This is a genomic window from Klebsiella sp. RC2, from assembly GCF_014192815.1.
GTDB classification, from domain to species: domain Bacteria; phylum Pseudomonadota; class Gammaproteobacteria; order Enterobacterales; family Enterobacteriaceae; genus Klebsiella; species Klebsiella variicola.
The window spans coordinates 347,015-360,615 of sequence record NZ_JACHYL010000003.1 but is presented as its reverse complement, the minus strand read 5'-3'; the positions used below and the strand labels follow the sequence as shown (position 1 = coordinate 360,615).

Annotated in this window: 11 protein-coding genes and 1 pseudogene; 10 read left to right on the top strand and 2 right to left on the bottom strand. The window is 61.4% G+C overall.

Going from position 1 to position 13,601, the window contains the following annotated elements:
* Positions 1-22: 22 nt before the first annotated feature.
* The 4 genes from FHW76_RS11345 to FHW76_RS11330 are packed head-to-tail and all read left to right on the top strand — an operon-like array spanning position 23 to position 4,148.
* On the top strand, positions 23-1,507 hold the full coding sequence (locus FHW76_RS11345) for an NAD(P)/FAD-dependent oxidoreductase (RefSeq protein ID WP_046622571.1): 1,485 nt from the start codon (positions 23-25) through the stop codon (positions 1,505-1,507).
* Between the two features lie 2 nt (positions 1,508-1,509).
* Positions 1,510-2,715 carry an acetyl-CoA C-acyltransferase gene (locus tag FHW76_RS11340; protein WP_183476693.1) on the top strand — a complete coding sequence of 402 codons (1,206 nt, stop codon included), beginning with the start codon at positions 1,510-1,512 and terminating at the stop codon, positions 2,713-2,715.
* A 13-nt stretch (positions 2,716-2,728) separates the two neighbouring features.
* Positions 2,729-3,514: an AfsA-related hotdog domain-containing protein gene (locus tag FHW76_RS11335; protein WP_012541915.1), complete on the top strand. Its 786-nt coding sequence runs from the start codon at positions 2,729-2,731 to the stop codon at positions 3,512-3,514.
* Positions 3,495-4,148 carry an HAD family phosphatase gene (locus tag FHW76_RS11330; protein WP_016160925.1) on the top strand — a complete coding sequence of 218 codons (654 nt, stop codon included), beginning with the start codon at positions 3,495-3,497 and terminating at the stop codon, positions 4,146-4,148. Before FHW76_RS11335 ends, FHW76_RS11330 begins: the two co-directional genes overlap by 20 nt.
* A 64-nt stretch (positions 4,149-4,212) precedes the next feature.
* Here FHW76_RS11330 and FHW76_RS11325 read toward each other — a convergent pair whose 3' ends face one another.
* Entirely contained in the window at positions 4,213-5,487 is a 1,275-nt protein-coding gene (locus tag FHW76_RS11325) for a Glu/Leu/Phe/Val dehydrogenase (protein WP_183476691.1), read from the bottom strand.
* Positions 5,488-5,699: 212 nt separating this feature from the next.
* A pseudogene (locus FHW76_RS11320) lies at positions 5,700-5,846 on the bottom strand (hypothetical protein).
* 169 nt (positions 5,847-6,015) lie between these two features.
* Here FHW76_RS11320 and FHW76_RS11315 point away from each other — a divergent pair.
* From FHW76_RS11315 to FHW76_RS11290, 6 genes are read left to right on the top strand one after another with little or no spacing between them, the layout of a single operon-like run.
* On the top strand, positions 6,016-7,221 hold the full coding sequence (locus FHW76_RS11315; RefSeq protein ID WP_012968351.1) for a bifunctional succinylornithine transaminase/acetylornithine transaminase: 1,206 nt from the start codon (positions 6,016-6,018) through the stop codon (positions 7,219-7,221).
* An 18-nt stretch (positions 7,222-7,239) separates the two neighbouring features.
* Positions 7,240-8,262: an arginine N-succinyltransferase gene (gene astA / locus FHW76_RS11310; RefSeq protein WP_012968350.1), complete on the top strand. Its 1,023-nt coding sequence runs from the start codon at positions 7,240-7,242 to the stop codon at positions 8,260-8,262.
* A complete protein-coding gene (gene astD, locus FHW76_RS11305; protein ID WP_012968349.1) occupies positions 8,253-9,719 on the top strand; it encodes a succinylglutamate-semialdehyde dehydrogenase in 1,467 nt (488 codons plus the stop codon). The genes astA and astD overlap by 10 nt, the downstream gene beginning before the upstream one ends.
* A 21-nt stretch (positions 9,720-9,740) precedes the next feature.
* Positions 9,741-11,081: an N-succinylarginine dihydrolase gene (gene astB, locus FHW76_RS11300; protein ID WP_004148240.1), complete on the top strand. Its 1,341-nt coding sequence runs from the start codon at positions 9,741-9,743 to the stop codon at positions 11,079-11,081.
* Between the two features lie 10 nt (positions 11,082-11,091).
* On the top strand, positions 11,092-12,087 hold the full coding sequence (gene astE, locus FHW76_RS11295) for a succinylglutamate desuccinylase (protein WP_008805092.1): 996 nt from the start codon (positions 11,092-11,094) through the stop codon (positions 12,085-12,087).
* Between the two features lie 9 nt (positions 12,088-12,096).
* A complete protein-coding gene (locus tag FHW76_RS11290; RefSeq protein WP_008805091.1) occupies positions 12,097-13,527 on the top strand; it encodes an amino acid permease in 1,431 nt (476 codons plus the stop codon).
* The last annotated feature ends 74 nt before the right edge of the window (positions 13,528-13,601 follow it).

Genomic DNA, 13,601 nt, shown 5'->3' with positions numbered 1-13,601 from the left:
GGGCATACAGAGAGGCTCGATCGTGAAAAAAGTACTCATTGTTGGCGCCGGCCCGGTAGGGTTAATCATTGGCTGCTATCTGAATAAGTATGGAATTGATTTTGATATTATTGATAAAAATACACACAGCACCACCTGGTCCAAAGCGCTGAGCGTCAGTCCGGCGACGATTAAAGCCTTCCACGGCTTAGCCCTTGCCGGGGAGCTGACCGCCCAGGGCAAGCAGGTTCAGTCAATTTACGCCTGGTATAAAAACCGCAAGTTTCTGCATATTGATAACCGCCATCTCCCCACCTGCTATCCCTTCCATGTCAGTATCCCGCAGCCGCGGACGGAGAAGATCCTTGAAACGGCGCTGGCCGAGGCCGGTCAACTGGTGAAACGCGGACATCAGCTGGTCTCCTGGCGGCGGGAGGAAGGGCGCTATCACGTCTCTCTGCTCGACGATGCCCGCCGGGCCTGTTCCGCTACCTATGACTATATTATCGGCGCCGACGGCGCGGCCAGCACCGTCCGGGAGCTGGCCGGGATTGGCTTTAGCGGCCATGATTACCCGCTGCATTTTGTAATGGCGGACGTGCAGTTCGCCAGCGCGGCGACGCTCCCGGGAACCTCTTACTATATTGACGAGCTGGGCTTTCTGATCTTTCTGCCCATGCCGGACAATCAGGTCAGGATCGTGATTAAAAGAGCCGGTCGATTACCGTCGCCGCGTCCGGTGCCGGATCTGCAGGAGATCAACGTGGCGCTGGCGCGCTTCTGCCCCGAGGTTCCTCCGGCGCAGGCGCTGACCTGGTCCTCCAGCGCCAACTTCTATAACCGGATCGCCGATGACAATCTGCAGCACAATATCATGCTGGCAGGCGATGCTTTCCATCTGTTCAGTCCGATTGGCGGGCAGGGGATGAATACCGGTATTCAGGATGCGATTAACCTGGCCTGGAAGCTGGCCTTTTACCTGCATGGCGTCGCCAGCGACCGGCTGCTGGCATCCTATCGCACCGAGCGTTTCGCCGCGGTGAGCGGCGTGCTGCACGCCACCGATCACGATACCGGCCTGATCGCCGGTCTGGTGCCGAAAAACCATATCGACGCGGTCTACTTTCCGGAGTTTTGCAATCGTCACTATTATCGCCACCAGCTGCCGCTGCAGTACGCCGGCTTTGCCGCGCCGCAGAGCGCTCACCCGAACGGCCTGATGGGCCACCATGTCCCGTGGTACGTCTTTACCTCGCCGCAGGCGAGGTTTCGCAACAGTTATGACGCCTTCGCCAGCGGTAAGGTCGTGGTCTTTTCCGCGCGCGTCGACTGTCCTCCCTTATCCCGCCTGAAACCTGGCGGCTGGTTTATATTCTGCGCCCTTGACCCGGCGGACGAGGCGTTTCTCGAGGCGCTACAGATTGGCCGCGATGACTATGCGGTGATCAATCCCGATGGCTATGTGGGCTTTACCGGCAGCGAAGCCGGGACATCGCAGTATCTTTCCTCGCTCTACGTAATGGAATAATCATGAATAAAGTGTATATCGTCGCGGCCTGCCGTACGCCGGTGGGGCGTTTTCTTGGCGCCCTGAAAACGGTCTCTGCGGTGGAACTGGCCGCGCTCACCGTCCGCCACAACCTGCAGCAGGCCGGGATTGACCCGGCGTGGATTGACGAAGTGATCTGCGGCTGCGTCCTCGCCGCCGGGCAGGGGATGGGGCCGGCGCGTCAGGCCGCGCTGCGGGCGGGGATCCCGGTGCAAAAGCCGGCTTACACCCTGAATATGATCTGCGGTAGCGGTATGAAAAGTATTACCGAAGGGGCGATCCATATCCAGAGCGGTTATGCCGACATGGTCGTCGCTGGCGGGATGGAAAACATGAGCCAGGCGCCGTTTTTGCTGCGGGGAGAGATAAGGGGCGGCATGAAATTTGGCGCGTTCAGCAGCGAGGATCTGATCCAGAGCGATGGCTTAACCGATCCGCTGTTGCATATTCCGATGGGGGAAACGGCGGAGGCCATCGCCGCGCATGAGCAGATCTCGCGCGCAGAACAGGACCAGTACGCGCTGGACAGCCATCAAAAAGCCTCCGCCGCCAGCCGCGCCGGCCATTTTGCCGAGGAGATAGTGCCGGTGACGGTCAGCGGGAAGCGGGGCGTCAGCGTGGTCCGCGAGGATGAGCAGATCCGCCATGACCTTAGCGCCGACCAGCTGGCGGCGCTGAAACCGGCTTTTCGTCGCGACGGGAGCGTCACGGCGGGCAACGCCTCGGGGCTGAACGACGGCGCGGCGTCAGTGATCCTCGCCTCGGCGCGCGCCGTTGCGCAGTACGGCCTGCGGCCGCTGGCTGAGATAGTCTCCTTCGGCGAGGGCGGCGTCGACCCGGCGATGATGGGGCTTGGGCCGCTGCCGGCCATGACGTGCGCCCTGCGCCGCGGGCGGTTTCAGCTCAGCGATATGGCGCGACTGGAAATTAACGAAGCCTTTGCCGCGCAGGTGCTGGGGGTGGTCAAGGGGCTGGCCCGCGAGCATCAGATGACGGCGGAGGAGATAGCCGCCCGCCTGAACGTCAACGGCGGCGCGATTGCCCTCGGGCACCCGCTCGGCAGTTCCGGAACCCGGATTGTCGTGAGCCTTCTGCACGCGCTGCGCCGGGAGAATAAACCGACCGGCCTGGCCTCGCTGTGTATCGGCGGCGGGATGGGTATTGCGTTAATTGTGAAAGCGATCTGAGGAGACAAGCGCCATGGAAAAATTAATTGTGGTGGGTGAGAAATTTACCGATTTTGCCCGGCGGCATCAGAACGTGCTGACCGTCAACGAGTTTGAGCGTTTTGTCTGGAGCGGCGAGCTCGCCGGCGTCGATAAAATCGTCATTGGTCAGGGCGTGCAGCTCGACGACATCTCCCGCACGGTCTGCATTATTCGTCAGCACTATCCGGATAAAATCCGCCAGATCGTCAATCTGCAGGATCTCTATTATCAAAACAACCGCGATCATCAGCGGCTGGTGCATAAACGTAAAAAAGAGAACATCCTCATCACCTCGCCGGAAAAACGCGATGAAGATAGCTATTGCGCGCGTCTGATCCTGCAGGACGCCTCGGAGCTGCTTTGCGACCACCAGACCGGGCAACACATCCAGGGGATGGTGCTGATCGAGGCGGCGCGGCAAACCATCATCGCCACCTCGGAGAAATTTCTGCTGGCGGAGGCCGGCGTGGCGATGGACGAGAAGTACTTCACGCTGAGCTCGCTGCAGGTAGCTTTTTCCAGCTTTGTTTTCCCGCTGCCGGTGACCATTGTGCTGAATGTGGTGTCGCGCAAAAGCTCAGCCCACGGCCGCTTTACCTGCGAGTGTTCGGTCGGTTTTGACCAGACCGGCACCCGCAAAGCGGAAGTCGGCTTTAGCTTCAGCGTCTATGACCTGAACTACATTACTCGTAAGGAGTGTGAGCAGGCGGCGCTCTGCCATCAACATTATCTGGTCAGTATTGAGCAGGGGGACGGGGATGAGCATCGCCTTTTTTGACGTGGATGAAACGCTGATTACCGGCAAAAGTATGTTCCTGTTTCTGCACCGCTATGCCGAGGAATATCCGCTGCAGTGCGGTTTGACGGCCGCGGCGATTGTCCGCCAGCTCCAGGCGCTTAGCAAAGCGGGTCAACCGCGGGAGGCAATCAATCGCTACTACTATTCGCTGTTTCGCCATGAGCCGCGCGCCCAGGTACGGGCGGTTGCTGAGGCATTGTATCGCGAAGGTGGGTACGGTTTTCACCGTGAGGTGGTGGCGATCCTCCGGCAACATCAGGCGCGCGGGGATGACGTGGTGTTTGTCTCCGGATCGATGACCGACATTCTCTGGCCAGCGATGGCGGCGCTGGGGGTGGAGCATGCCCTGTGTTCAGAGCCGGTGGTGGTTGACGAACACTATACCGGGGAACTCTGGCGGACCGCCATTGGCGAACATAAGGCGTTGCATGCTCAACGCTACGCGCAGGAACGGGGCCAGCCGCTGGCGGCGTGCTATGCCTTTGGGGACCATATCTCGGATCTGCCGCTGCTCGCGCTGGTTGGCAACCCCTGCGCGGTCAATCCGTGCGCGGCGCTGCTGGCGGAGTCGCAGCGTCGGGGATGGCCGGTGCTGTGGTCTAACGGCGGTTGACGGCACGATAGCGAAAAAAAGGGGGCGGCGCTACGCCACCCCCTGATTCACACCCTGACGGGGATCAGCCCGGGTAGATGCCGCGGTCTTTACGCGCCATCAGGATGCGCTCGCAGGCCACGATATAGGCGGCGGTACGCAGCGTACACGCTTTCTCGGCGGCTTTATCGCAGACGTGAATAATGGCGTCGGTCATGATGCGGTCCATCTTGGCGTTGATCTCTTCTTCGCTCCAGAAGAAGCTGGCCATATCCTGCACCCACTCAAAATAGCTGACGGTCACCCCACCGGCGTTACAGATAACGTCCGGCACTACGATCACGCCGCGCTCGGCCAGCACGTCGTCCGCTTCCGGAAAGGTTGGGCCGTTGGCCCCTTCCAGCACCAGTTTGCAGGTCAGCTTCTCCGCGCGCTCGCGGGTGATTTGCCCTTCCAGTGCTGCCGGGATCAGAATGTCCATCGGGGTGGTCCAGAAGGCGTCTTTATCGATCTCCTGGGCGCCAGGGAAACCGGCAATCTGCTTTTTCTCCGCCTGCCAGGCGGTGAGGGCGGCCATATCAATCCCGCCTTCGTTATACAGGGTCGCGGTATGATCCTGAATGACCACCACGCGGGCGCCGACGCCGGCGAACAGGCGGGCTGCTTCGCTACCGACGTTACCAAAGCCCTGCAGCGCGACTTTGGCGCCTTCAATTTCGATACCGGCGCGACGAGCCACTTCCCGGCCGGTGACAAATACGCCACGCCCGGTGGCCTTTTCACGGCCGAGGGAGCCGCCGAGGTGGATCGGTTTGCCGGTGACCACGCCGGTAATGGTGGTGCCATGGTTCATGGAGTAGGTGTCCATCATCCATGCCATCACTTTACCGTTGGTGCCGACGTCCGGCGCCGGAATATCTTTCTGCGGCCCGATAATAATGCCGATTTCGCTGGTGTAGCGGCGGGTCAGACGCTCCAGTTCACCTTCTGACAGTGAGAAGGGGTCGACGCGAATGCCGCCTTTGGCCCCGCCGTAAGGAATATTGACCGCGGCGCACTTAATGGTCATCCAGGCAGAAAGTGCCATGACTTCGTTAAGATCGACATCCGGATGGTAGCGAACACCACCTTTACCCGGTCCACGCGACAGATTGTGCTGAACGCGATAGCCCTCGAAGTGGCGGATGGTGCCGTCGTCCATTTGCACAGGAATGTCGACGATCAGCGCACGCTTCGGATGGCGCAGGGTTTCCACCCAGTAGGCAAGATCGCCGAGATAAGGCGCGACACGGTCGATCTGGCGCAGGTAGGTGGTCCATGGAGATGTACTACTTTCAGATGCGTAAGATAACTTTTCCATAAGAGTCCTGTTTCTCAGTGTTATTTATGTCGTGTAAAACCGTGGAATAGCTACAGCAGTAAACTCTGTGCAATGAATGGTATCACCAATTTTATAAAGCGGTATTTGACGGCAATTCCGATTTTTAAATTTTTGTTAGATTTTTTATTTTTTAAGTGAATAACTACGCACGCCAACCACCTGCAAGCTGTGCATTTTAATTCACTTTTTATTCACTTAAGTGCATAGAAAAATATTTTTTCTATGTTTTTCATTATCTTGATGATCTTCAAAAAGTGAATAAATTGCTTCCACCCGTATTGACAATCTTATTGTTCACAGGCCAGCATTAGCCCACACAACAACATGACGTTAACCATGAATTAACAAATGCCCGCAAAATAAATAGGGCTTATTTTTCCTGTGGTGAATATTTTTGCCATCACAGCGGGCGCGCTCGTGTCCAAAATAAGCCGAGGGTCAGGGTTAATGTCGATTGTCCAACGCGGCGGGAGCGTTTTCCGTCGTCTTACGTTCCGGAGATGAATGATGTCAGGCACTATGACTCGCGAAGATTTTGACGCTTACCTGGTTCCCTGTTTTGCCCCCGCGCCGTTTATTCCGGTCAGGGCGGCGGGTTCCCGCGTCTGGGACCAGCAGGGGAAAGAGTATATCGATATGGCGGGCGGCATTGCGGTGAATGCCTTAGGCCATGCCCATCCGGCGCTGGCTCAGGCCCTGCAGGATCAACTGGCGAAACTGTGGCATATCGGCAATGGCTATACCAACGAGCCGGTGCTGCAGCTGGCGAAAACCCTCGTACAGTCGACCTTTGCCGATAAGGTGTTTTTCTGCAACTCCGGCGCCGAAGCCAACGAGGCCGCTCTCAAACTGGCGCGGAAATACGCTCACGATAAGTTTGGTGGTGAAAAAAGCGAAATCATCGCCTTCAACCATGCCTTCCATGGCCGGACGCTGTTCACCGTCTCCGTCGGCGGCCAGCCGAAATATTCCAGCGATTATGCTCCGCTGCCGCAGGGCATTACCCATCTGCCCTATAACGACATCGAGGCGGTCACCGCGGCCATCTCTTCGCGCACCTGTGCGGTGATCGTCGAGCCGATCATCGGCGAAGGCGGCGTGATACCCGCTGACCCGGCGTTCCTCCAGGCGCTGCGCACCCTCTGCGATCGCCATCACGCGACCCTGATATTCGATGAGGTGCAGACCGGGGCGGGCCGTACCGGCCATCTCTACGCCTACCAGCACTACAACGTCGTCCCGGACATCCTCACCAGCGCCAAAGGGCTGGGGGGCGGCTTCCCAATCGGCGCGATGCTGGCGAAAGAGGCCTGGGCGCAGGTTTTCCAGCCCGGCACCCATGGCACCACCTTCGGCGGCAACCCGCTGGCGGCGACCGTCGCTAACGCCGTGCTGGCCCATCTCGATGCGCCGCTGCTGGCGGGCGTTGGCGAGCGCCATGCGCTGATTGTTGACCAGTTGAATGCGATCTCTGCCCGTTACGATGCGTTCAGCGCCGTGCGCGGCACCGGTCTGCTGATCGGCGCTGAGCTGGCGGGGCCGCTGCGCGGCAAGGCCAAAACGTTGACCAACCTGGCGGCGGAAGAGGGGCTGATCGCCCTGATTGCCGGCCCGGACGTGCTGCGCTTCGCGCCGGCGCTCAATATCCCGCTGGCGGATATTGCGGAAGCCTTCGTGCGCCTTGATCGCGCCGTTGCTCGCTTAACCCGCTAACCGGGAGGACGGCCTGTGATGCTATTTCGTCCCGTACGGGAAAACGATCTCGACGACATCGTCCGCCTTGCCGCGCGGGCGGGGGTCGGCATGACCTCCTTACCGCATGATGCCGGGCGCCTGGCCGCCCGTATCCAGCGCAGTATCGAGACCTTCGCCGGCGAACTGCCGCGCGGCCAGCAGGGTTTCCTGTTTGTGCTGGAAGACACCGCGCTGGCGCGGGTGGTGGGGGTGAGCGCCATTGAGGTCGCGGTGGGCCTGGACGAGCCGTTTTACAATTTTCGCATTCAGAAAACGGTTCGCGCCTCGAAAGCGCTGGGAGTCTATAAGCCTCAGGAGCTGCTTAATCTCAGCTATGACCACACCGGGCACAGCGAACTGTGTACGCTGTTTCTCGACCCGGCCTATCAGCGCAACCGCAATGGTCTGCTGCTCTCCAAGGCGCGCTTTTTATTTATCGCCGCCTTCCGCGAGTGGTTTTCCCCGTACCTGTTTGCCGAACTGCGCGGCTGCAGCGATGAGCAGGGGCAGTCGCCGTTCTGGGATGCGCTGGGCCATCACTTCTTCGACATCCCGTTTGCCGATGCTGACCGGCTGACCGGCACCGGCATGAAAACCTTTATTGCCGAACTGATGCCGGCTTACCCGATCTATATCTCACTGCTGCCGGAAGCGGCCCGCGAGGTCATCGGTCAGGTGCATCCCAATACCGCCCCGGCGCGGGCGATCCTCGAGAAAGAGGGATTCAGCTGGCGCGGCTCGGTGGATATTTTCGATGCCGGACCGGTGCTGGAGGCGAACACCGATCAGATCCGCGCCGTGCGCGACAGCCAGTGCCTGCCGGCCCAGCAGCTGATGGGCGCCCTGCCGGCGCCGACGCTCGTCGCCAACGGTCAGTTCGACAATTTCCGGGCGCTGCTGGTGGCCCACGAAGAGCAGGTCTCACTGGATGCCGCCGCGCTGGACGCGCTGCAGGTCAGTGAAACCGACCGCGTTTATACGGTAACCCTGAATCCAGAGGAAAACAGATCATGGCGGTAAAAGCACAGTTTATAGCCGGGCAGTGGCAGGCGGGCAGCGGCGCAACGATGAGCAAACTGGCCCCGGAGGATCAGTCGCTGCTGTGGCAGGCGGCCAGCGCGGGTGCCGACGACGTCCAGGCGGCCTGCGCCGCGGCGCGCGCGGCGTTTTACCCCTGGTCGCACCGGCCGCTGGCCGAGCGTATTGCCGTGGTGGAGCGTTTTGCCGCGCTGCTGGAGACACATAAAGAGGCGCTGGCGACCCTGATTTCCCGGGAGACCAGCAAGCCGCTGTGGGAGACCCGCACCGAAGTGCAGGCGATGATCGGCAAGGCCGCGATCTCCATCGAGGCCTATCACCAGCGGACGGGCTTTCACGAGTCGACGCTGCCGGACGGAAAAGCACAGCTGCGCCACAAACCGCATGGCGTGATGGCGGTCTTTGGTCCCTACAACTTCCCGGGCCACCTGCCCAACGGGCACATCATTCCGGCACTGATTGCCGGCAATACCATCGTGTTTAAACCCAGCGAGCTGACGCCGGCCACCGCCGAAATGACCGTCCAGCTGTGGCAGCAGGCGGGCGTCCCTGACGGGGTGATCAATCTGCTGCAGGGCGGAAAAACCACTGGCCAGGCGCTGCTGGAAAATCGTGATATCGACGGCGTACTGTTCACCGGCAGCGCGGCGGCCGGTTTCCACTTCCATCGCTATTTCGGCGGCCAGCCGGAGAAGATGCTGGCGCTGGAGATGGGCGGCAACAACGCGCTGATCGTCGCCGACGTGGCCGATGTCGATGCGGCGCTGCATGTGATTATCCAGTCGGCGTTTATCTCCGCCGGGCAGCGCTGCACCTGCGCGCGCCGGCTGATCGTGCCGCGCGGCGAGCAGGGGGATGCGCTGCTGCAGCGGCTGGTCGCGGCCAGCGCGCAGATCCGCGCCGGCAAGTGGGATGACCAGCCCGCGCCGTTTATGGGCGGAGTGATTTCTCTCGACGCCGCGCAGAACATGCTGGCGGCGCAGCAAAAACTGGAGGGGCTCGGCGGCAAGGTGCTGCTGCGCATGCGCCAGCCCGACCCGCGCTCCACGGTGCTGACGCCGGGGATCGTCGACGTCACCGGTATCGAGGTGCCGGATGAAGAATACTTTGGCCCGCTGCTGACGGTTATCCGTTATGACGATTTCCCGGAGGCCATCCGCCTTGCCAACCAGACCCGCTATGGCCTGGCCGTTGGGCTGATCTCCAGCGACGCGGCGCAGTTTGACCAGCTGGCGGACGAGGCGCGGGCCGGGATCGTCAACTGGAACAAGCCGCTGACCGGCGCCTCGAGTAAAGCGCCGTTTGGCGGGGTGGGCGCCTCCGGCAACCATCGCGCGGCAGCGTGGTACGCCGCTGATTACTGTGCCTGGCCGATGGCCTCTCTGGTCAGCGATACGCTGACGCTTCCGGCGACGGTATCGCCGGGCCTGCCATTCTGATAACGGATCCTGTGAGGACATATGTCTGGTTTTGAAGCAAACTTTGATGGCCTGGTCGGCCCGACGCACCACTACGCCGGACTCTCCGTCGGCAATGAAGCCTCGCAAAATAACCGCGATGGTCTCTCTAACCCTAAAAAGGCGGCGCTGCAGGGGCTGTATAAAATGAAAGCCCTTGCCGATCGCGGATTCGTGCAGGGCATTCTGCCGCCGCAGCCGCGTCCGAATCTACGTCTGCTGCGCGAAGTCGGTTTCCAGGGCAGCGATGAGCAGGTCATCCGGCAGGCGGCCCACGCGGCGCCGCAGCTGCTCTCCGCCTTCAGCTCCGCCTCGTCGATGTGGACCGCCAATGCGGCGACCGTCTCACCGTCGGCGGACAGCGCCGATGGCAAAGTCCATTTCACCGTCGCCAACCTGAACAATAAGCTGCACCGTATGCAGGAGGCGCCCACCACCTCGGCGATCCTGGGCGCCACGTTCGCCGATCCGCGCTACTTCGCCCACCATGCGGCGCTGCCGCAGCATGGCGACCTCGGCGATGAAGGGGCAGCCAACCATAACCGCTTCTGCCGGGAGTATGACCGACAGGGGGTGCAGTTTTTTGTCTACGGTCGACGCGCCAGCGGCGGGATCGCCCCGGTGAAGTATCCGGCGCGGCAGACCCTCGAGGCCAGCGAGGCGGTGGCCCGCCTGCATCAGCTGGATCCGCGCTACACGGTGTTTGCCCAGCAGGCGCCGCAGGCTATCGATCGCGGCGTGTTTCACAACGACGTCATCGCGGTCAGCAATCGCCATGTGCTGTTCCACCATCAGCAGGCGTTTGTCGATCAGGCGACGGTGCTGGCGACGCTACGGGCTAAAAGCGACAGTCTGGATATCCCGTTCACCAGCGTGGAAGTGCCGGACGAGCGGGTGTCGCTCGATGACGCTGTGGCCTCTTACCTGTTCAACAGCCAGCTGCTGAGTAAACCTGACGGCAAGATGCTGATCGTGGTGCCGGAGGAGTGCCGCCAGCGGGAAAACGTCTGGCGCTATCTGAGCGACCTCGCCGCCGACAGCGCATCGCCGATCGATGAAGTGGCGGTCTTTGACCTGCGGGAAAGCATGCGCAACGGCGGCGGCCCGGCCTGTCTGCGGCTGCGGGTAGTGCTCAACGAGGCTGAACGCCAGGCGGTCAACGCCCACAGTCTGATGAACGACGAGCGTTATCAGCAGCTGACGGCATGGGTGGAAAAACACTATCGCGACCGGCTGCACGCCCGCGATCTGGCGGACCCGCAGCTGCTGCGCGAGGTTTATCAGGCGCTGGATGAGCTGACGCAGATCCTGCGCCTGGGCGCGGTCTATGATTTTCAGCGTTAAGGAGCGGCAGATGGAGCACCTGGTTAACGATTTACTGCACTGCCGCCTGCAGGAGTGGAGCTTCCCGGCGGGCATCGAGGCCCGCTGGCTGGGCGAGGGGATCCTGCAGTTGCTGCCGACGGCGCCGTGGCGCCAGGCGACGATCCTCTCCGCGGGCGTGCATGGCAATGAGACCGCGCCGACGGAGCTGCTGCTGCAGTTGACCCACGATCTGAGCCAGGGGCGGCAGCCGCTCACTCAGGCGCTGCTGATCGTCTTTGGTAACCTGCCGGCGATCCGCGCCGCACGCCGCTATCTGCACAACGACTTGAATCGCCTGTTCGGCGGCCGCCATCTGGCGGTCACCCCGGGGAATGAGTCGCGGCGGGCTTTTGCGCTGGAGCAGGCGGTGCAGGCCTTCTATCGCGCCGCCGATGCGGCGGGTCCGGTCAACCGTAGCCATCTCGATATGCATACCGCCATTCGCGGGTCGCTGTATCGCCAGTTTGCGCTGCTCCCGGCCCACGCCGGGGATTTTTCGCCTGGCTTCTACCAGCTGTTGCAGGCCAGCGGGATGGATGCCATCGTGCGGCATACCGAAGCGGGCGGCACCTTCACCCATTTCACCTGCGAAAAGTTCGCCGCGCAAAGCGCCACCCTGGAGCTGGGGAAAGTGATGCCGTTCGGCGCCAACGATCTCAGCCTGTTCGCCGCTACCGACGCGGCGATCCGGGCCTGGATTTCTGACGCGCCGCTACCGCCGCGCGACAAAGCGCCAGTGGACTACTTCCTGGTCGAGGAGAGCATCATCAAGCGCGAGGGGGAATTTACGCTTAATCTCGCGGCCAACGTTGAGAACTTCACCGCGCTCCCGGCGGGATACGAAATCGCTCGCCAGGCGGAGAAACGGTGGGTGGTGCAGGCCCGGGCCCCCTATATCCTCTTTCCCAATGCCGGGGTCGCCACCGGTCAGCGCGCCGGGCTGCTGCTGCGCGCCGCGGCTCTTCGCCTCCCACAACCAGCCTGAGGAAACACCATGACTGAACATCAACATCAGGCGTCTCCTGCCGCCGGAGGTGAGGGCGCGTCACAGCTTAAACGCGGGCTCGGCGCCCGCCACATTCAAATGATTGCCCTCGGGGGCGCCATCGGCACCGGGCTGTTTATGGGGGCGGGGCGCAACATCGCCGTCGCCGGCACCTCGATTCTGGTGATCTATGTGCTGGTCGGGTTCTTTACCTATATGGTGATGCGGGCGATGGGGGAGCTGCTGCTCACCCGCCATGACTACCGCTCGTTTGCCGACTTTGTCGGCGAGTATCTCGGGCCGCAGGCCAGCTTTTACCTCGGCTGGACCTACTGGCTAAGCTGGGTAGTGACCTGCATTGCCGACGTGGTGGTCTGCGGGAGCTATATGCAGTACTGGTTCCCGGAACTGTCGGCATGGATGCCGGCCCTCAGCATGCTGGCGATCCTGTTCCTGCTTAACCTGCTGTCGGTGAAAATGTTTGGCGAGGCGGAGTTCTGGTTCGCCCTGATCAAGGTGATCACCATTATCGCCCTGATCGGCACCGGCGGCTGGATGATTGCCACTGGCTGGACTTCTCCGGACGGCGTGACGGCTTCTCTCAGCCATCTTACCGACCCGACGGCTTTTATGCCTCACGGTATCACCGGTTTTTTCGCCGGCTTCCAGATAGCGATCTTCTCCTTTACCGGCATTGAGCTGCTGGGCACCATGACGGCGGAGACCCGCGATCCGCAGCGCATTTTGCCCAAGGCGATCAATGCTCTGCCGCTGCGGATTATCATCTTCTATCTGCTGTCGATGGTGGTGATTATCGCCGTCGCCTCCTGGCCGGGGGTATCGGCGGAGACCAGTCCGTTCGTGACGCTGTTTGCCAAGGCCGGGCTGCCTGCCGCCGCGGCGGTGATTAACTTCGTGGCGCTGACCTCGGCGATGTCCTCGGCCAACAGCGGCGTCTTCTCCAGCACCCGCATGCTGTACGGCCTGTCGGTGGAGAAGCATGCGCACTGGCAGTTTCGCATCCTGTCGCGCAATACCCGCATCCCGGTGCGTAGCCTGCTGTTCTCCTGCTTCTGCATGCTGATCGGTACGCTGCTGCTATTCCTGGTACCGAATGTGATGACCCTGTTCACCATCGTCTCGACCCTGGCGGCGATTATGGTGGTGTTCAGCTGGGGGATGATCCTCGTGGCCTATCTGGTCTATCGCCGTCAGCGTCCGGACCTGCACGCCGGGTCGATCTTTAAGATGCCTGCCGGGGTGGTGATGAGCTGGGTGAGCCTGCTGTTCTTCGCCTTCGCCATCTTCATCATGATCTTTGACCCGGACACGCTGCTGGCGCTGTTGGCTTCTCCGCTGTGGTTTATTGCCCTGTGGGGCTTCTGGAAGCTGAAGCAGCGGCGTGAGGGGCAGCTGACACTGGATAACCAGAGCGCCTGACACTCGCCGGCCAACCTGGCCGGCTAAGCAGGAGGTGAAGACGTTACGTCTGTTTCTGCCCGGTGGCGGCTGGC